Genomic DNA, 19,052 nt, shown 5'->3' with positions numbered 1-19,052 from the left:
ACGGTTGCATTGCGATCCTTGCGATGAGACACGGGCAAGCATACGACGACACGTCTGCCGTTCGTTTATGTTGCGACCATCGTTGGTAGTCCGCTTGTTCGTCCCCAGGGCGATATTCACATGACTACCGGGTTCTTTCCGCAGCACTGTTGTCGATCAGCAGCGCACGGGTGCGCTCCCTGATCGTCTTCCAGTCCGCAATGCCTTCCCGCGGATAGTGCACTTCGGCAATGACACTCAGTTCCTCGATGACAAACCGCTGGTTGCACTCGGCAAAGCCAAAGACCGGCTTCTTCACCATCTTTCCATCACGGTACATGACACCCGATTCCGCGACATCCCGGGTGGTGCACTTGATCACCTGGTCGATCTGGTCCGCTGCATTTCGGGAAACGAACCAGTCGTACTGCCAGTAAATGTGCTGGATGATCGGTGCGCGTTCATCGAAGCCCTGCTTCCGGTAGAACTCCTGAACCTTTGCCACGTCGACGTAGTAAGGCACCAGGCCATGCACTGGATCACCTTTGATGCGCTCTTCCAGAGTCTCAGACGGATCGCCTTGCTGGTATTCCTTGCGCGTGTAGCTCTTGCGCATTACGTCCCACAGGTTGACGCGATCAATATAGGTATAGTCGATTCTGACGGTGCGAATGGAGACATCCGCACTCAGGTTCATCCGCTCGCCGGGCTTGAACGGCTGCAGCGCTGGATACTCCAGTGCCAGCGAGAAGCTGCCATCGTGCTCGGTGCCCATCTGGTTGCTGAAGTAGTTCTGCGGCAGCTCCAGCAGGTACGGGCCCACGCAGGCCTGCTTGATCGGAGCAGGATCGGCGTAAGCGTTCTGCGGACCCAGGCTGCGCTTGCGCGTGCAGCCTTCCTCGTTGGTCTGCGTCGGCGACATATTGCGCGGCGTTTCAGCCTGCGCACACGCCCCCAACAGCAGCGTGATCAACAGGCCAGCCACGGGCAGTTTCAGCAGATGCATTGCAATCCTTGCGGTAAGACACGGCCCAGCATACGTCGCGCCATGAACGTGCGGCGTGGTCATCGCCCGGTTGTGCGGCCCCGGTCACAGCGCGAACCACCGTCCCGGCGACCCCTCCGCGCGGGTATCAGCGCACGGGCCGGTAGCCGCTGGCGTGCTGCCGCTCGCGCTTGCGTGCCTGCCGCACCTGTTCCTGCAGGGCGGCCGTGTGCTGCAGGTGTTCCATGCCATCGGCAGGCACATGCAGCTGGCGCCGCGCGCGGGTCATGGCCAGATAGGCCGCGCGCACCGGGTTGTGCCAGATGCGACTGCCCTGCCCTGCGCTGAAGCAGCTGGGCGACAGTGCAACCACGTCGAACTGCAGGTTCTTCGCATGCTCGGCCAGGCACAGCACCACACCGCCATCGCTGGCCGCTTCCTGCGCGTCCAGCACCTGCAGCAGCGCCTGCACTTGTTCGTTGGATGCCAGCAGTTCCACCAGTGCGCCCTGCCCGTCGTCGGCCAGGGCCGCCAGCACGCGCTGCCACTCCTGGCTGGACCCGCTGTCGCCGCGCCGACGCCAGGCGTCCAGCGGGCGCTGCAGTTGGCTGCGCAGCGTGCGCAGTGACGCCGGGTGCAGGTAGGGGCTGAGACCGCGCAGCTGCAGCTGGGCCGCATCCTGGGCCAGAAGCGCCGCGCTGCCGTGGATGCGCAGGCCGGCGATCGGCACCTGCGTCCAGTCGCGGTACTGCAGCACGCCGGTGGCGCGGTCGGTGGCGCCGACGAAGGGCCCGCTGTCCTGACCCAGCCCGTCCAGCGCCAGGGTCTGGTTTACCAGGTCGTCCACCTGGTTTCCCTGCCGCACCGACTGGTGCATTTCCAGCACCTTCGATGCAGCCCAGCGCGGCACGGTGCCGGTCAGGCACTGGTGCGGGTCGCCCAGGCTGACCACGCCCGGCGCGTGGGTGGACAGCAGCTGCTTCCACGACGGGCTGAGATCGTGTGCCTCGTCGATCAGCAGCATGCCCAGCTCCAACGGTGGACGCACGCCGCGCAGGGCCAGCCACTTGCCGATGTGCAGCGGGCTCAGGCTCAGCAGCGTGCCACGCTGCAGCTCGGCGTCGAACATGCAGCGCCAGACATACTCGGCCGCCTGCAGATAGGGCCCCACGTCCAGCATGGCCGCCGGCACCGAGCGGTCGAAATGCTGGAAGGCCATGCGCGGCGCCGCCGAGGCACACCAGCGGTTGATTGCCTCGAAGGCCGTCATCAGCACCTGTTCCGGCGTACGCGCGCCGATGCCCTGCAGGCCGATGCGCCCGGCAATCTCGCGCGGGGTGCGCGTACTGCGCCGGTAGCTGGCCACGAAGCCGTTGCTCAGGCCACTGCGCGCGGCGTGCTGGGCCAGGCGGTTGGCGAATTCGATCTGGGTCAGCAGGCGCGCTGCGGTACTGCCCGGCACGCGACTGCGGAATGCTTCCACCTGCGCGCGTGACGGCGCTACATAGGTATAGCGGCCGGGGCGCGCATCCATCAGTGCCAGCACCAGATGGCCCTTGCCGGTGCCCGCATAGCCGTCCAGATCGATCAGTTCATCGGGATTGGCCGCGATGGCACGCAGCACACGCGCCTGTTCGCTGGTGTACAGGCCGTGGTGTTCGACCGCGCGCGCGTCTTCGGCGGCGGCATCGTCCTGTGCAGCATCGTCATCATCCACATCGCTGGCGAAGGTGGCAGGAAAGCGGATGGCATGCTCGGCCAGCGTCTGCTGGCAGGCCTGCTGCAGGGCCAGGCCGGGATAGGCGCGTGGCGACTGCACGATGAAGTCCTGCAGGATCTCCGCCGGGGCCAGCAACACACCGTGCGCGGCCAGTGCGGACAGCCAGGCGTCGAGTTCCGGCTGCGCGCCGCCGCCCTGCCCCGCCAGCTGCGCGGCTGCGGCGGCACCGTCGGCAGCGAAAAGCGCGCAGGCATCGTGCAGCAGCCGCTCGATCTCCGCCGGTGCGTGCAGGCGTGTGCGGCACAGCTGCGCGGCCATCAGCCCGGCCTGTTCCAGCGCGGTCTGCGGCGGCGTGCCGTGGGCGATGAAGCGCGCCAGCGATTTGCGCTGCAGCGGCAGGAAGGTGGTGGCAAGCACCGGGGGCTGGATGTCGGACATGCCTGTTACCGGAAAGGAACGCTGCGACGGGCGCAGGGCGGTGATGCTCGGCTACCCGCCCGGCGCCGTCAAATCGCAGCGGCCGTTCATTCCAGCTGCGACAGCGGCAGTGCCTGGAACCCCTTCACCGTGCGCAGCACGAAGCTGGAATTGGCATCGGCCACGCCGCCGGCGTTCAGCAGCTTGTCCAGCAGGAAGCGCGAGAAATGTTCCAGGTCGCGCACGTAGACGTGCAGCAGGTAGTCCATGTCACCGGTCAGGGCATGGCAGGCCACCACTTCATCCCAGCCCTGCACGCTGTCCACGAAATGGCCGATGGCGGCCTGGTCGTGCTTTTCCAGCTGCACCCGCACGAAGGCCTGCAGGCCAAGGCGCAGCTGGCGTGGCTCCAGCCGTGCGCCATAGCCCACGATCACGCCCTCGCTTTCCAGCCGCTGCAGGCGGCGCAGGCAGGCAGACGGGGACAGGTTCACCCGCGCCGCCAGCTCGGCGTTGGTGGCGCGACCATCACGCTGGATCTCGGCCAACAGGCGTATATCCGTGCGATCGAACTGGACTTCTCCGGCCATTGCTGCCCCGCAACACGGTGAGTACGCAATGATATTGCGCCACAAGCCGCATTCGGCGCAACTTTTGCAACCCTGTTGCGCGCGCCCTGCCCTAGCATCACCGGTATCCCATCAAGGAGTGCCCCATGGACCTCGCCCAGCCCCGCCGCGTCGAACACCAGCAGACCGACAAGGGCTACGTGCCGGTGTACACCACCGCGCTGGTCGAGCAGCCGTGGGACACCTACAGCGCCGACGACCACGCCACCTGGAGCACGCTGTACCAGCGCCAGCGCGAGCTGCTGGTCGGCCGCGCCTGCCAGGAATTCCTGGACGCACAGGACGAGATGGGCATGAGCGCACACATGATTCCGCGCTTCGACCAGTTGAACGAAGTGCTGGGCGCGGCCACCGGCTGGACCCTGGTGGGCGTGGAAGGCCTGCTGCCGGAACTGGATTTCTTCGACCACCTGGCCAACCGCCGTTTCCCGGTCACCTGGTGGATCCGCCGTCCGGACCAGATCGACTACATCGCCGAGCCGGACCTGTTCCACGACCTGTTCGGCCATGTGCCGCTGCTGATGAACCCGGTGTTCGCCGACTACATGGAAGCCTACGGCCGGGGTGGCGTGAAGGCCCACGCGATCGGCCCCGACGCGCTGCAGAACCTCACCCGGCTGTACTGGTACACCGTGGAATTCGGCCTGATCGACACACCCGAGGGCCTGCGCATCTACGGCGCCGGCATCGTGTCTTCCAAGGGCGAATCGCTGTACTCGCTGGAATCGGCCGCGCCCAACCGGATCGGCTTCGACCTGCAGCGGATCATGCGCACCCGCTACCGCATCGACACGTTCCAGAAGACCTACTTCGTCATCGACAGTTTCGAACAGCTGATGCAGGCGACCTCGCCCGACTTCACCCCGATCTACGCCGCACTGGCCGACCAGGCCCACCTGCCGGCCGGCGATGTGCAGGCCGACGACCGCGTGTTCCAGGCGGGCACCGGTGAGGGCTGGGCCGACGGCGGCGACGTCTGAGGCCACCCTCTGGCCGTTGGGGTCAGATCCCTTTCGCACGAAAGGGCGCTGACCCCGAATGCTGCTGGCTAACCTTCAAAAGCCTCTGCCGCTCTTGAAGGTTATGACGGTCGTCCCATGGCGTCCGCTATCCTGCACGGCATGTCTGACGTATTTGCCTCGCTGCGCGTATCCGACGTCGCCTTCAACGACGACTTCATCCTGCTGACCCTGGCCGATGGCCGCCGCACCCGCCAGCCGCTGCGCTGGGCGCCTGCGCTGTTCGAGGCCACGCCCGAACAGCGCGCGCACTGGGTTGCCACGCCCAACGGCCTGGGGGTGAACTGGCCCGCGTTGCTGCCGCCGCGCGAGGACGGCGTGGTCGATATCCCCAACCAGGTCTGGGACGACCGCTACGAGGCGGCGCTGGCGCGACTGAAGGCGGCGGCATGGACGCTGGATGCGCTGTCCGATGAGGACCAGCAGCTGGTGGCGCTGTGGCGCATGGAAGCGGACATCAACAACGGCGGCTTCATGCAGTTCCTGTGCAACTGGGGCGACCCCACCTGCCAGTTGGCGCTGCGTGCATTGCAGGCGATGGGCGCGGTGCAGACCCACGCGATCCTGGCCGGCATGCGCGGGCTGCTGGACCGGCTGGAAGATGACCCGGCGATCACCCAGCTGACCGACCTGTACGGCGCGATGACCGAGCAGGAGCAGGAGGCACTGCATGCCTTCGACGAAGCCTATTTCGAGCGCCCGGAAGATCTGGCCCGGCTGGGGCTGAGGCACTTCGGCCCGGAGCCGGTTGAACAACGATGACCCATGCCCCGGTAGAGTCGAGCTTGCTCGACTGACGTAGAAGAGCAGTCGAGCAAGCTCGACTCTACGGCGCCGCGCTCCCTCTGTAGAGTCGAGCTTGCTCGACTGACGCGGTGTCGGGATCCCGGTTCAAAGCGGGTACGCCAGCAACACCACCAGATCCTCGTCGCCGACCTGCTGCAGCGCGTGCGTACTGCCGGTTCGGGTCAGCAGCGCATGGCCGGCACGCACGTCGTGCTGCCTGCCATCCAGCACGTAACTGCCCTGCCCGCTCACGATGTAATAGATCTCGTCCTTGTGCTGCGGGTGCATGCCGATGCCGGCGCCTTTGTGCAGCACCCGCTTGCGCAGCACGAACGGTAGATCGGCCACGTCGGCGAAGAACGAATACGCAGTGGTCGGCCCGGCACCGCCATGCGGGCCTGGCTGGGTGCGCTTCACCGCATCTTCGTGCACCACCTGCGAGGCGCGCGGCGCTTCGCCGCCCTGCGCGGGCGCCATCACATCGCAGTCGATATCGCGCCGCAGCGCCGGTTTCAGATCCGCAAGCAACGGCACCGCCTCGCGCAGTACCAGGCAGGCCACCGCGTTGGCGCCGGCCACGCTGAAATGCGTTCCGTCGGCCTTGCCCTGCTCGGGCACGAACAGGAAGTACGGGCGTGCGCCCTGCTCGCCCAGCGCGCGGATCCAGCGCGTGCTGCGGTCGTTCAGATCGATCAACGCGACCTGCTCGCGCGCGGCCAAGGCCTTCATCGACTGCGTGTAGCGGCCATGCGTGTCCAGCAGCGATCCGAAGTCGTACAGCAGGCGCGCCACCGGGGTGATCAGCACTGGCGTGGCGCCGCGCTCGCGCGCCACCTGCACGTAGCGCATCAGCAGGCGCGGGTAATCGCTGTCCGGGTCGGTGTAGCGGCTGGCGTCTTCAAACTTCGCATCGTTGTGGCCGAACTGGACCAGCAGCACATCGCCGCGCCGCAGCTCGGCAGCGATGGCATCCAGGCGTCCTTCATCGATGAAGCTGCGCGTGCTGCGCCCGCCCTTGGCGCGGTTGTGTACTTCGAAGCGTGCCGGGTCCAGGTAGCTCTGCAGCGCCTGGCCCCAGCCCGCCTGCGGTGCGCGCTCGGGCCCGTACTCGGCAGCGGTGGAATCGCCGGCAATGAACACCCGCACCGGTGCCGCCTGCGCGGCGGTGCATGACAGCAGCAACAGCAGCAACAGCCTTCGCATCGCGGCACTCCTGTAGAGCCGAGCCGTGCTCGGCTGCGTTGCGGAAGCGGCGCGGACCAAGGTCCGCACCCACCGTTGGTTGCGTTGCCGGGTTACCGCGCCAGCCAGCCACCATCGACCGGCAGCACCGCGCCGTTCACATAGTCCGACGCGGACGACGCCAGGAACACCGCCGCGCCGGCCAGGTCATCCGGGGTGCCCCAGCGACCGGCCGGAATGCGGTCCAGGATCGACTGGTTGCGCGCTTCGTCGGCACGCAGCTGGGCGGTGTTGTCGGTGGCCATGTAGCCCGGCGCGATGGCGTTGATGTTCACGCCCTTGCCCGCCCACTCGTTGGCCAGCAGGCGGGTGATACCGGCGATGCCGCTCTTGCTGGCGGTGTACGACGGCACGCGGATACCGCCCTGGAAGGACAGCATGGAGGCAATGTTGATGATCTTGCCGCGGCCCTGTTCGATGAAGTGGCGACCAGCCGCCTGCGAGATGAAGAACGCGGACTTGATGTTGACGTTCATCACGTCGTCCCAGTCCTGCTCGCTGAAGTCCACCGCATCGGCGCGGCGGATCAGGCCGGCGTTGTTCACCAGGATATCCAGGCCACCCAGGCCTTCGATGGTTTCGCGCACCACGCGTTTCACCGGCTCGATGCTGATCAGGTTGGCTTCGATGGCCAGGCAGCGGCGACCCAGCGCGGTGATCTTCTCGATGGTCTCGGTGGGCGGGGCGATGCCGGCCACGGCGACGTCGGCGCCAGCGGCGGCCAGTGCCACTGCGATGCCCTGGCCCAGGCCGGTGTTGCCACCGGTGACCAGAGCGACCTTGCCTTCCAGGCTGAAGGGATTAGCCATTGCGTGTGCGTTCCTTGGTAGGGGCCTGCGTGATGCAGGCCGAAGGCCACCGGCACCGGGTGCGCGGTGGCAGGGCAGGGCTTACTTGAGCTGGCAGATGTCCAGCACGTGCATGTCGGTGTAATCCAGGTTTTCGCCACCCATCGCCCAGATGAAGGCGTAGTTGCTGGTGCCGGCACCCATGTGGATCGACCACGGCGGCGATACCACCGCTTCGTTGTTCTGCATGACGATGTGGCGCTGCGCGTCCGGTTCGCCCATGAAGTGGTACACGCGGTCGTTCTGGCCCAGATCGAAGTAGAAATAGACCTCGCTGCGGCGGTCGTGCAGGTGCGGCGGCATGGTGTTCCACACGCTGCCCGGCTTCAGTACGGTCAGGCCCAGCAGCAGCTGCGAGGACTGGCAGGTGGCCGGCACGATGTACTGGTAGATGGTGCGTTCGTTGCTGGTTTCCAGCGCGCCGCGATCCAGCGCCACCGCGTCCTTGATCGACAGCTGCTTGGTTTCGAAACGCGCGTGGGCCGGGGTGGAGGCCAGGTAGAACTGCGCCGGGTTGGCGGCGTCCTGCGAGGCGAACACCACGTCTTTGCTGCCCATGGCCACGTACAGGCCATCCTTCGGGCCCAGCGTGTACACGGCGCCATCGACGGTGACGGTGCCAGTGCCGCTGCCCACGTTGATCACGCCCAGCTCGCGGCGCTCCAGGAACGGATGGCCAGCGGCCGAGGCCGGTTCGGTCTGCGTCGGCAGCGCCAGCGGGGCATCGACCGGGGCGGCACCGCCCAGCACGAAGCGCTCGTAGTGGGTGTACTTCAGGGTGATCTGGCCGGCGTTGAACAGGCCGTCGAGCAGGTACAGCTCGCGCAGCTGGTCGTTGCTGGCGCCCTTGATGGCGTCGGGATGGGTGGCGTAGTGGGTCTTGCAGTACATGGCTTCTCCAGAGCAGGGGGCGGGCCGAAGGGTTCGGCCCCGGCGCGGTTCGTGGTGGATTCTAGCGACGCTGGTAACCGGTGTCATTTTGCGTCGCACGATAGGGTGATGTGTCGCAAGCAAGCTTGCGACCTACAGGATTGAGGCCTACGGCATCAGTCCTCGGGCGGTTGGCAGGAGTCGCGGACGATCAGGTGCGGGCGCACGCTGGCAATCTGCAGCGCGGCCTGGCCTTCGGGCTGGATCAGCATGGCCGCGGCGGTGCGCCCGGTGTCGCGGGTATGGCGGCGCACCGAGGTCAGCGACGGCCACAGCCGCGAGGCCAGCGGGCTGTCGTCGTAGCCGACGATGGACAGCTGGCGCGGAATGTTGATGCCCGCCCGCAGCGCCACCTTGTAGATGCCGGCGGCCATTTCATCGTTGCCGGTGAAGATGGCGGTGGGCCGGCGCTTGCCCAGCAGCAGTTTCTCCGCCGCGGCCACACCCGATTCGAAGGTGTAGCCGGCCTCGATGATGCGGTCCTTCGGCAGCTCGATGCCGCGCTGGGACAGCGCGTCGATGAAACCGGCGGTGCGTTCGTGGGCCGAGCGGTAGGCGCTGGGGCCGGTCACCAGGGCAATCTCGCGGTGGCCCAGCGACAGCAGGTAATCGGCCGCTTCGGCGGCGCCGTCGCGGTCGTGGGTCACCACCATCTGCGAACTGTCATCCAGCGGCAGCGCGGCCACGCGGGTGAAGCGGCAGCCGATCTCGTCCAGCATGTCGGCCAGCGCCTGGTCTTCGGACGCACGCGGCACCAGGATCACCCCGTGCAGCTTCTGCTGCTGCACGAAGCGGCGCACGCCGTCGATGTAGCCCGGGCTGCGGCTGTCGCAGGGGTGCACCACCAGTTCGAAGCTGGACCCGCGCAGCGCGTCCAGCGCGCCGTACTGCATGTCCACGATGTACTGCGCGGTGGGGTTGTCGTAGACCATGCCGATCAGGAAGGAGCGGCGGAAGGCCAGGCCACGGGCCAGCGGATCGGGCGTGTAGCCGACCTCGCGCATCAGCGCCTCGACCTTGTCACGCGTGTCCTTGCGCACCAGGGGCGAGTTATTGATGATCCGTGAAACCGTTTTCTTCGATACTCCCGACAGTCGCGCGATGTCGTTGATCGTGGCGGCCTTGCCCTTCGCCAATGCCGGCGTGGCGGCATCGTTCTTGTTGCGCACTGACATGTAGTGAACCCGGTAAGTCTGGGGATTCCAGCGCGCGCTCAGTCCAGCGCGCGATAGCGGAAGCTGCGGAAGGTTACCGCACCGTCGCCGGCCGCATACAGCGCCGGTTTCAGTGCCAGGAACTTGCCCGCCACATTGTGATGGTAACCGGACACTTCCATCTGAACCGGGTACTTCTGCCAGCGCTGGCCGTCGGTGCTGGAGTGGATGGTGACGATGTGGCGGTTGTTGGTCACCCGCAGCCACAGCTTGCCGCCCTTTGCGCTGGGCGCCAAGCGGGTGGGGCGCTCTTCGCCGTAGCGGTGCATGATGAACTTCTCGCCGTTGCTGCCCACGCCCACGTACAGGCGGTCGCTGTAGAACAGCAGGGCGCCGCCCACCGCACCCGGGGCGATGTCCATCTCCACCTCGAACTGGTAGGCCTTGTCGCCGGCGATGGCGGTCAGCGGCGAGCTGTCGCGCGGGGTCTGGCCCTTGCCCTGCAGCACCAGGCCCTGGCCGCTGAAGCCCAGCCGCCGGTACTCGTCCTGGGCCGGGTTGAAGAACGACCACTGCGGGCCGAGCGCCTTGCCGCGGAAATCATCGGACAGGGACATGCCGTGGCGGCCCACCGATTCCCCGGAAGGCTTGCGCAGCGGCTGCCCCAGGTCGCCGCCCTTGGCCACGAACCAGCCATCGTCGGTCCACTCGATCGGCTCCAGCAGCGCCTGCCGGCCCAGCGTCCAATAGCCGTTCTCGTAGCCGTGGTACATCATCCACCAGCGTCCGTCGGTGCCTTCGATCACCGTGGCATGGCCGCGCGACCACCAGGGTTCGGCGGCCGACTGCGTGCGCATGATCGGGTTGTTCGGTGCGTTCACCCACGGCCCATGGATCGAGCGCGAGCGCGCGGTGATCACCATGTGCCCGGTGGGAGGCCCGGCGGTGCCGCCCACGGCGGTGGTCATGTAGTACCAGCCGTCGCGGAAGTGGATCTTCGGGCCTTCCTGCGCATAGGCCTCCACGTCCCAGCTTTCCGGGTATTTCCAGCCGTCGTAGACGTGCTTCGGCGTGCCGACCACGCTCAGGCCGTCGTCGGCCAGCTGCACGTAGTCGCCGCCGCTCAGGAACAGGTAGCGCTTGCCGTCTTCGCCCACGGCATGGCCGGGATCGATGTAGCCGCCCAGGCCGATGTCGATCGGCTCGCTCCACGGGCCCTTGATGCTGTCGGCCCAGACCACGAAGTTGCTGCGGTGTTCGCCGGTACGGGCCGGGAAGTAGATGTAGTAGCGGCCCTGGTGCTTGACGATGTCCGGTGCCCAGATCGCGCCCACGTTGCGGGTGATCGCGTGGCCCAGCGGCTGCCAGTTCACCAGGTCGCGCGAGTGCCAGATCGGCAGGCCGGGGTAGGCATCGAACGAGGACAGGGTGAGGTAGTAGTCCTGGCCGTCCTTCAGCACCGACGGGTCGGGGCGGTCGCCGGCGAACACCGGGTTCAGGAAGGTGCCGTCGCCCAGATCGGCCTGGCGCTGGTTCTCGATGCCGCGCTTCCACGCCGTGGACGCTGGCTGGGCCTGCGCCAGCACAGGTGCGGCCAGCAGCAGGGTGGCGGCCAACAGGGATTTCAGAGCGGTGCTGGACAGCATCGGGTTCCTCCGTGGTGCGGATGCGGGTTCAGGGGGTGCGGTGCCCGGTGCGCGCGCGCCAGGCCGGCGCGTCGCGGTCAAGCAGGACCTGCGGCCAGGTGCCGTACCAGTGGTAGCCGGTGCGGCGTTCGCGGCCCACCTGCGCATAGGTCTGCAGGCGCTGGCCCTGGCGGTCGGCCAGCACCACCGTGTTGTCGGCCAGGTCGTGGAAGCGGCCCCACAGCGGCGGCGCGCCGGGGTCGGCCAGCAACTGCCGGTCCTGCGTGCTGCGGTGGTGCGCGAACTGTTCGGCCGGGGCGTCCACGGTCTGCAGGCGCAGCCCGTGCAGGGCATTGGCCTGGAACCAGGCAAGCGCGCCTTCGATGGCCTGCACCGTCTGCGGCGACGGATCGGGAATGGACATCAGGTAGCGCACCACGCCCACGCTCTCGTCGGTGACCAGCGCGGCCAGCTCGAACTTCCGCCCCGGTGCGGGCTGCAGCGTGGCGGCATCGTACTGGCCCGCCCAGATCGTGGGCCGGCCCTGCTGGCGCACCTGCAACTGCAGCAGGCAGGCATCGCCACGCTGCACGGCGCTGGCCACCCGCGCGCGCCGCGCGGCATCGACGAAGGCGAATCGCGGCGCCGTCTGCACCTGCCGCAGGGTGGTCAGCACGCCACTGGTCACATCGTCGGCGAAGGTGATGCGGTCGTGGTAATCGGTACGCGCCGGCACCGAGTGCGGCCAGCCGCCGCAGCTGGCGATCTGCTGGTCCAGGATGAAATCCAGGCCGCGCAACGCGGCATCGCGATAGCGGCTGTCACCGCTGCGGCCGAAGGCTTCGGCCAGGTAATCCACCTGGGTATAGGTGGTGCGGTTGTCGAAGCTGCCGCCCGGTTCGTCCTGCGCCTTGCGTGCGGCCTCGCGGGCCGCGGCATCCAGCACCCGTAGCGGGTCCTGGTTCACCGGCCAGCCGCCGGAGCGGCGCTGCAGAAGCAGCAGGTTGTCGGCAATCTGCCGGTACTGCTGCGGCTGCAGCCGCGCGTAGCCCTCTGCATGGCCACTGCGCCAGTGGTTCACGCCATCGTTGAAGCTGCCCACCGGAATTGCCTGTGATGCCGGCGATGCCGGCGGCGGCCCGGCCTGGGCGGCGGTGGCCGCCACGCCCAGGCCCAGCAGCCACGGCAGCGTGCGCGCGCGCATCATGCGCGCAACGCGGCCGGCAGCCACAGCGACAGCTGCGGGAAGAAGGTGACGATCAGCAGCACCGCCAACGCAGCGAACCAGAACGGCCAGATGGTGCGCATGCTCTGGCCCACCGTGATCTTGCCGATGGAGGTGCCAATGAACAGCACCGAGCCCACCGGCGGGGTCACCAGGCCCAGGCCACCGGTCAGCACCAGCACCAGGCCGAAGTGGATCGGGTCGATGCCATAGGCCTTGGCCACCGGCAGGAAGATCGGCGTGCAGATCAGGATCATCGGCGCCAGGTCCATGAAGGTACCCAGCAGCAGCAGCATCACCACGATCATCAGCAGCACCATGAACTGGCTGTGCGCGAACGACTGCAGGAAGTCCACGGCCGCGGTCGGCACCTGCAGGTAGGCCAGCAGCCAGCCGAACACGGCGGCAGTGGCGATCACGAACAGGATCACGCCGGTGCTGCGTGCGGCGTGGATCACCGTGTCGAAGAACTCGCGCCAGCGCAGCTGCCGGTACAGCACGGTGGTCACCAGCAGGGCGTAGACCACCGCAATGGCCGCACTTTCCACCGCAGTGAAGATGCCCGCGCGGATACCGACGAAGATCAGTGCCACCAGGCCCAGGCCGGGCAGGGCGGAGACGATGCGCAGCAGCACCGCGCGCCAGCCGGGGAAAGCTTCCACGCCATAGCCACGGCGGCGTGCCACGGCGTAGCCGGTCAGCATCAACGCCAGGGTCATCAGCAGCGCGGGAACGATGCCGGCGGCGAACAGATCGGCAATGGACAACCCGCCGCCCGCCGCGGCCGAGAACAGGATCAGGTTGTGCGACGGCGGCACCAGCAGCGCCACCAGCGCTGCGGTGATGCTGACATTCACCGCGAAGTCGCGGTCGTAGCCGCGCTTGACCATCTGCGGAATCATGGTGCCGCCGACGGCCGAGACGTCGGCGATGGCCGAGCCGGACACGCCGCCGAAGAACAGCGAGGACAGGATCGAGACCTGGCCCAGGCCACCGCGCATGCGGCCGACCAGCGACGAGGCCAGTGCGATCAGGCGCTCGGAGATGCCGCCGCGCATCATGATTTCGCCGGCGAAGATGAACAGCGGAATGGCGATCAGCGACGCCGAGCCGGTACCCGCCGAGATCTGCTGCACCAGCACGATGGTCGGAATATCCAGGTACAGCAGCGTGGCCAGCGCCGCGGCCGCCAGCGCGTAGGCCACCGGCACACCCAACAGCAGCAGCACGGCGAATACGGAGAACAGAATGGTGATGCCCATGGATCAACGATCTCCTTCAGCGTCATCGGCGCCGGCATCGGCCGCCGTCTGGTGCAGTGCCTTCCACGCACGGTTCAGCGCGAACAGCACCATCAGCGCGCCGCCCAGTGCCAGCGGCAGGTAGTTGATGCTCTGCGGCAGGTTGGCGCCGGCCGCCTTGATGTCCAGGCCGTCCAGCAGCAGGTCGGTCGACCAGAACGCGATGAAGCCGCCCAGTACCGCCACCACCAGCTGGATCAGCACATCCACGGCGCGGCGCAGGCCGGCGCCCATGTACGCGTGCAGCAGGAAGAAGCCGAAATGGCGGTTGGTATGCACGCCACAGGCGGCACCCAAGCTCATGGCGGTGGCCAGCAGCAGCAGGGTGACCGGTTCGGTCCAGCTGGGCGAATCGTTGATCACGTAGCGGGCGAACACCTGCCAGCCCTGCACCACCACCAGCCCCAGCAGGGCGGCCACGGCGCAGTAGATGGCGATGTCGGCAATGCGGTCCAGCAGGCGCTGTCCAGGCCCGGCGGCGGGCGTCGTCGTCTCGGTCATGGCAGGGTCCTCAGGCAGCGCGGATGCGATCAACCAGCGCGGCGATATCCGGCTGTTGCAGGTAGTGCTTCAGCAGTGGCTGTGCGGCCGCGCGGAAGGCCGGCATGTCCACTTCGTTGGCTTTCACGCCGTAATCGAGCACGGCGCGGCGTGCGGCGCTTTCAGAGGCATCCCACTGCTCGCGCATCACCGCCACCGAAGCGCGTGCGGTGTGCAGCAGCAGTTGCCGGTCATCGGGCTGCAGCCGCTCGAAACTGGCCCGCGACATCAGCAGCACGTCCGGCGCATACGAGTGATCGCTCTGCGACCAGTAGTGCGCGGCCTCGAAGTGGCGGCTGGAGTGGAAGCTGCGCATGTTGTTCTCGGCACCATCGATCATGTGCGTTTCCATGCCCGAAAAGGTGTCGCCCAGCGACATCGGCGTGGGGTTGGCCCCGAGCAGGCGCATCAGCTGGATGAAGATGTCCGAGGAGGCCACGCGCAGCTTCAGGCCGTGCAGATCCTTTGGTGCCACGATCGGGTGCTTGGTGTTGTAGAAGCAGCGCGCGCCGGAATCGTAGATCGCCAGGCCGACCAGGTCGCGGCTCTCGAAACCACGCAGCACCGCCTCGGCCACGCCATCGTCCAGCGCGGCACGCTGGTGCGCCACCGACTTGAACACGTAAGGCAGGCACAGCGCCTGGGTCAGCGGAAATGCGTTGTTCAGCGCACCGGCATACACGCGGGTGATGTCGATGGCGCCGAAGCGGGCCATGTCGATCGCTTCCGATTCGCGGCCGAGCTGGCCCGAGTGGTACTGGCGCAGGCGCAGGCGACCGTTGGTTTCGCGCTGCAGCGTCTCACCGATCCACTTCACCGCGGTCACGGTGGGGTAGTCGGCCACGTGCACGTCGGTGGCGGTCAGCAGGGCGCCGCCGTCCACGCTGCCCGCCGGCCCACGGCCGCAGGCGGCGAGCATCGGCGTGGCCAGGGCAGCAGCACCACCGGCCAGGAAATTACGTCGTGTGATCATCTGCGCCCTCCCGCGCGTGTTCACTGGGCGTGCTGGCGGTTACCCCGCCGGCACGGCCCTGCAGGCAATGTCGCCGAAGCCGGCGAAACGCACCAGCGCGGTCTGCCCGGCGGTGATGTCATGGATGCCGGTCGCATTGCCGGTGGCGATCAGGTCACCCTTGCGCAGCGGGCGGCCACGCAGCGCCGAACGGGACAGCGCGAAGGCGTAGGCGGCGCGCAGCCCGCCCGGCAGGCGGGTGGCACCACCGGTGCCGACCACTTCACCTTCGATCAAGGTTTCGGCGCGCAGCGCGGTTTCATCGCGCGTGGTCCAGTCCACGATCTCCGGGCCCAGCACCAGGCCGTTGTTGTTGCCGAAGTCGGATACCACCACGCGCGGGCCCAGTTCGTTGATCGTGGCCAACGGGCTGCTGGCCACTTCCACGCCGATGTACAGGCGGGCGGGCAGGGCTTCGGCCTGCTCGGGCGTCCACTGCACCTGTCCGGCCGGAGCGTCCTCCAACAGCTCCAGCACGTACTCGGCTTCGACCGCAGCGAAGCCGCCGACGAAGATCGGGATGTCCGTTGTTCCACCGGTAGCATTTTTCAGCTGACGGGAAAAAACCGGGCCCAGCAGGCGCTCGTCCCCGGACCCATCGCGGCGCTCGGCGGCGATGTAGCCCACTTTCCAGCCCACCACCTGGTCATCCCAGGCGGCAATGGCCAGGTCCTGTACCTGGTAGGCACTGACCAGGTCGGCGGGGATGTCGCCCGGGAATGCGGGCAGGGCCTGCCCGGCGCGGCGCGCCGTGGTGAAGGCGTGGGCGATCGCGGCCGCATCGTCCGGCGGCGGCGTCTGCCCGTGTGTGCCGTGTTCGTTGCTCAAGAACGGTCTCCCTGTGTTTGTTGCACTGCCCATCGACAGCGTCTGCAGGAGGTGTATATGGTAAACCGGTGTCATCGTGCAAGCCGCAGCGCATCAAGTGCACCGGACCTTGCCGTGGGGCACGCTGTTCCCTGCCTTCGGAGCCCTTGCCTGCCATGCGTCTGCGTCCTGTAGTGCTGTTGTTGTGCGCTCTTCTGCTGGCCACGCCATTGAACGGTGGCGCCACGCCACTGCGCGAGGGCGAACGGCCCGGCCAGGAGCTGGCGGGCGAACAGATTGCGCTGTGGCCGGTCGGACAGGTGCCCGGCGAACAGGGGAAGCCCAGGCCGCCACGGGTGGTCGAGCGCAGCAGTGACCCGGCGCAGCCTGACCGCTACGTCGACCAGGTGGACGCGCCGTACCTGCTGGTGCACACCCCCGCGCGCAGCAACGGCCGTGCCCTGCTGGTAATTCCCGGCGGCGGCTACCAGCGCGTGGTGATCGACAAGGAAGACAGCGCCTTGCTGCCGGAGTGGGTGGACCGCGCGGGCTACACGTTGTTCGTGCTGCGTTACCGCCTGCCGCAGCCGGGCCGCGACCGCCAGGCCGCGCTGGCCGATGCACAGCGTGCGATGCGCGTGGTGCGGGCGCAGGTGGCCCAGCGCGGGCTGGATGCGCAGAGCGTCTCGGTGATGGGCTTTTCCGCCGGCGGCCATGTGGCGGCACGGCTGGCCACCGGCTTCGATGTTCCGGCCTATCCGGCATGCGATGCCATCGATCAGCTGAGCGCGCGCCCGGCACGGGCGGTGCTGGTGTATCCGGTCATCGACATGGGCGCGCACTCACACAGCGGTTCGCGCAGGCGCCTGCTGGGCGAACAGCCGGATCCCGCGCTGGCAGCACAGTATTCGATGCAGCAGCAGGTGCGCGCGGACATGCCACCCACCCTGCTGGTGCATGCCAGCGACGATGGCGTGGTGAGCGTGCACAACAGCGCGCTGATGGCGCGGGCACTGGCGGCGGCCGGGGTGGAGCACGAACTGCACCTGTTCGCGCACGGCGGACATGGTTTCGGCATGCGCGTTGCGCCCGGTTCCACGCTGGCGCTGTGGCCGGCGCTGGCGCAGGCGTGGCTGGCGGCGGGTGAGGCAGGGGCGGGGTCAGAGCCCCTTCCCGGTGGAGAGGGGATCCAACCCCGGGGTAGCCGATGAACACCGCGCCGAGCGATCTGCAGCGCCGCCGTTTCCTGCGCGACAGTGCGCGCTGGGCGCTGGCCACGGCAACGATGGCAGCGCTACCTGCCGCTCTGGCGGCACCCGGCCCGCGCGCGGATACGCAGGTCGTGGCGCGGGTGCGGGGCGGCCGCGTGCGCGGCCAGCGCGAACACGGCGTGCACGTGTTCCGTGGCCTGCGCTACGGCGCCGACACCCGCGCCTACCGCTTCCAGCCGCCGCGGCCGGAGGCGCCATGGCGCGGCATTGCCGATGCACTGGAATACGGCGCGGCGGCACCGCAGGGTGGCGGCGAAGGCCCGGGCAGCGAAGACTGCCTGTTCCTCAACGTATGGACCCCGGCGCTGAACGACGGCGCGCGCCGTCCAGTGCTGGTCTACATCCACGGCGGCGGCTTCAACAACGGCTCGGGCAGCGACCCGCTGTACGACGGCAGTGCCTTGTGCCGGCGTGGCGATGTGGTGGTGGTCACGCTGAACCACCGATTGAATACCTTCGGCTATCTGTACCTGGGCGCGCTGGGCGACCCGCGCTACGCGATGTCCGGCAACGTGGGCCAGCTGGATCTGGTGCAGGCCCTGCACTGGGTGCGTGCGCATGCGGCCGTGTTCGGCGGCGACGCCGACAACATCACCGTGTTCGGCCAGTCCGGCGGCGGCGCCAAGATCGCCACGCTGATGGCCATGCCCGCCGCGCGCGGCCTGTTCCAGCGCGCCTGGACCATGAGCGGACAACAGGTGACCGCGGCCGGCCCGCGTGCAGCGGCGCAGCGTGCGGCACTGGCCATGCAGAGCGTAGGCGCGGCGGACATGACGGCGCTGCTGCGCCTGCCGACGGCCGATCTGCTGGCCGCCACCCGGGCCCGCGATCCTTCGCGGGTGGAAGACACGGCGCTGTACTTCGGCCCGGTGCTGGACGAGGTGGTACTACCGGTGCATCCATTCTGGACGCAGGCGCCGGCACAGTCGGCGGCCATTCCGATGGTGATCGGCAATACCCGCGACGAGACCCGTGCGTTCCTGGGCAATGACCCGGCCAACTTCGCGCTGGACTGGAACACCCTGCCGGCGCAACTGGAAAAACAGCAGTTCGTCGACCTGCTGCCGTCGGTGGTGATCGAGGCCTACCGGCGCATGTACCCGCACTACACGGCGTCGGAAGTGTTCTTCGCCGCTACCACCGCCGGCCGTTCGTGGCGCGGCGCGGTGGAAGAGCTGGAGGCGCGTGCACGGCAGCCGGCCGATGCAGCGCCCACCTGGGCCTACCAGCTGGACTGGCCCTCGCCGGTGGAAGACGGCCGCCTGCGCGCCTTCCACACCCTGGATATCCCGCTGGTGTTCGACAACGCCGGGCTGCCCAGCGCGCGCACCGGCGGCGGCAGCGAGGCGCGCGCACTGGCGGCGCGCATGAGCGATGCGCTGATCGCCTTTGCCCGCCACGGCGATCCCAACCATGCCGGTCTGCCGGCATGGGCGCCGTACACCCTGCCGCAGCGGCGCACCATGCTGTTCGACGTGCACAGCCGCGGCGCCGATGACCCGCGTGGTGGCGAGCGCGAGCTCTACCAGCGCGTGCCTTTCCTGCAACGAGGAACTGCCTGA

17 protein-coding genes are annotated in these 19,052 nt (G+C 68.0%); 4 read left to right on the top strand and 13 right to left on the bottom strand.

From position 1 onward, the window contains the following. Positions 1 to 124: 124 nt before the first annotated feature. The 3 genes from C1931_RS00285 to C1931_RS00275 all read right to left on the bottom strand — a co-directional run bounded on the left by C1931_RS00285 (position 125) and on the right by C1931_RS00275 (position 3,691). Complete coding sequence (locus C1931_RS00285) at positions 125 to 985, bottom strand: hypothetical protein (protein WP_108754995.1); 861 nt, start codon at positions 983 to 985, stop codon at positions 125 to 127. Between the two features lie 127 nt (positions 986 to 1,112). Beyond that, positions 1,113 to 3,122, bottom strand: a complete 2,010-nt coding sequence (locus C1931_RS00280) for a hypothetical protein (RefSeq protein WP_108754994.1) — start codon at positions 3,120 to 3,122, stop codon at positions 1,113 to 1,115. Positions 3,123 to 3,208: 86 nt separating this feature from the next. Further along, positions 3,209 to 3,691, bottom strand: a complete 483-nt coding sequence (locus C1931_RS00275) for an Lrp/AsnC family transcriptional regulator (protein ID WP_108747953.1) — start codon at positions 3,689 to 3,691, stop codon at positions 3,209 to 3,211. Between the two features lie 125 nt (positions 3,692 to 3,816). Here C1931_RS00275 and phhA point away from each other — a divergent pair, with 125 nt between their 5' ends. Both phhA and C1931_RS00265 read left to right on the top strand, forming a co-directional pair. Beyond that, complete coding sequence (phhA, locus tag C1931_RS00270; RefSeq protein ID WP_108754993.1) at positions 3,817 to 4,710, top strand: phenylalanine 4-monooxygenase; 894 nt, start codon at positions 3,817 to 3,819, stop codon at positions 4,708 to 4,710. A 141-nt stretch (positions 4,711 to 4,851) separates the two neighbouring features. Next, positions 4,852 to 5,511, top strand: a complete 660-nt coding sequence (locus tag C1931_RS00265; protein WP_108757599.1) for a DUF4375 domain-containing protein — start codon at positions 4,852 to 4,854, stop codon at positions 5,509 to 5,511. Between the two features lie 129 nt (positions 5,512 to 5,640). Here the strand turns inward: C1931_RS00265 and C1931_RS00260 are convergent, their stop codons facing one another. The 10 genes from C1931_RS00260 to C1931_RS00215 all read right to left on the bottom strand — a co-directional run bounded on the left by C1931_RS00260 (position 5,641) and on the right by C1931_RS00215 (position 16,240). Beyond that, positions 5,641 to 6,738: a GDSL-type esterase/lipase family protein gene (locus tag C1931_RS00260; protein ID WP_108754992.1), complete on the bottom strand. Its 1,098-nt coding sequence runs from the start codon at positions 6,736 to 6,738 to the stop codon at positions 5,641 to 5,643. A 92-nt stretch (positions 6,739 to 6,830) separates the two neighbouring features. Then, positions 6,831 to 7,586 carry a 2-dehydro-3-deoxy-D-gluconate 5-dehydrogenase KduD gene (gene kduD / locus C1931_RS00255; RefSeq protein WP_108754991.1) on the bottom strand — a complete coding sequence of 252 codons (756 nt, stop codon included), beginning with the start codon at positions 7,584 to 7,586 and terminating at the stop codon, positions 6,831 to 6,833. Between the two features lie 81 nt (positions 7,587 to 7,667). After that, positions 7,668 to 8,516: a 5-dehydro-4-deoxy-D-glucuronate isomerase gene (gene kduI / locus C1931_RS00250; RefSeq protein WP_108754990.1), complete on the bottom strand. Its 849-nt coding sequence runs from the start codon at positions 8,514 to 8,516 to the stop codon at positions 7,668 to 7,670. Positions 8,517 to 8,671: 155 nt separating this feature from the next. Next, the gene (locus tag C1931_RS00245; protein ID WP_108751712.1) at positions 8,672 to 9,730 is read right to left on the bottom strand and encodes a LacI family DNA-binding transcriptional regulator; all 1,059 of its coding nucleotides are present in this window, start codon (positions 9,728 to 9,730) and stop codon (positions 8,672 to 8,674) included. 38 nt (positions 9,731 to 9,768) lie between these two features. Continuing rightward, complete coding sequence (locus C1931_RS00240; RefSeq protein ID WP_108754989.1) at positions 9,769 to 11,355, bottom strand: family 43 glycosylhydrolase; 1,587 nt, start codon at positions 11,353 to 11,355, stop codon at positions 9,769 to 9,771. A gap of 28 nt (positions 11,356 to 11,383) precedes the next feature. Continuing rightward, positions 11,384 to 12,541, bottom strand: a complete 1,158-nt coding sequence (gene pelA, locus C1931_RS00235; RefSeq protein ID WP_234412710.1) for a pectate lyase — start codon at positions 12,539 to 12,541, stop codon at positions 11,384 to 11,386. After that, complete coding sequence (locus C1931_RS00230; protein WP_108747944.1) at positions 12,538 to 13,821, bottom strand: TRAP transporter large permease; 1,284 nt, start codon at positions 13,819 to 13,821, stop codon at positions 12,538 to 12,540. The genes pelA and C1931_RS00230 overlap by 4 nt, the downstream gene beginning before the upstream one ends. A 3-nt stretch (positions 13,822 to 13,824) precedes the next feature. Further along, the gene (locus C1931_RS00225) at positions 13,825 to 14,361 is read right to left on the bottom strand and encodes a TRAP transporter small permease (RefSeq protein WP_108754988.1); all 537 of its coding nucleotides are present in this window, start codon (positions 14,359 to 14,361) and stop codon (positions 13,825 to 13,827) included. Positions 14,362 to 14,371: 10 nt separating this feature from the next. Further along, positions 14,372 to 15,373, bottom strand: coding sequence for a TRAP transporter substrate-binding protein (locus tag C1931_RS00220; RefSeq protein WP_108747942.1), 1,002 nt, complete (start codon positions 15,371 to 15,373; stop codon positions 14,372 to 14,374). 39 nt (positions 15,374 to 15,412) lie between these two features. Further along, positions 15,413 to 16,240: a 2-keto-4-pentenoate hydratase gene (locus C1931_RS00215; protein ID WP_108754987.1), complete on the bottom strand. Its 828-nt coding sequence runs from the start codon at positions 16,238 to 16,240 to the stop codon at positions 15,413 to 15,415. Positions 16,241 to 16,395: 155 nt separating this feature from the next. Here C1931_RS00215 and C1931_RS00210 point away from each other — a divergent pair, with 155 nt between their 5' ends. Together C1931_RS00210 and C1931_RS00205 are read left to right on the top strand one after the other, a co-directional pair. Then, a complete protein-coding gene (locus tag C1931_RS00210) occupies positions 16,396 to 17,430 on the top strand; it encodes an alpha/beta hydrolase (RefSeq protein WP_108754986.1) in 1,035 nt (344 codons plus the stop codon). Next, positions 17,427 to 19,052, top strand: a complete 1,626-nt coding sequence (locus C1931_RS00205; RefSeq protein ID WP_108754985.1) for a carboxylesterase family protein — start codon at positions 17,427 to 17,429, stop codon at positions 19,050 to 19,052. Before C1931_RS00210 ends, C1931_RS00205 begins: the two co-directional genes overlap by 4 nt.

The organism is Stenotrophomonas sp. YAU14A_MKIMI4_1 (genome assembly GCF_003086855.1).
Lineage (GTDB): Bacteria > Pseudomonadota > Gammaproteobacteria > Xanthomonadales > Xanthomonadaceae > Stenotrophomonas.
The sequence above is the reverse complement of the archived record's forward strand: the minus strand, read 5'-3'. Positions and strand labels throughout refer to the sequence as shown.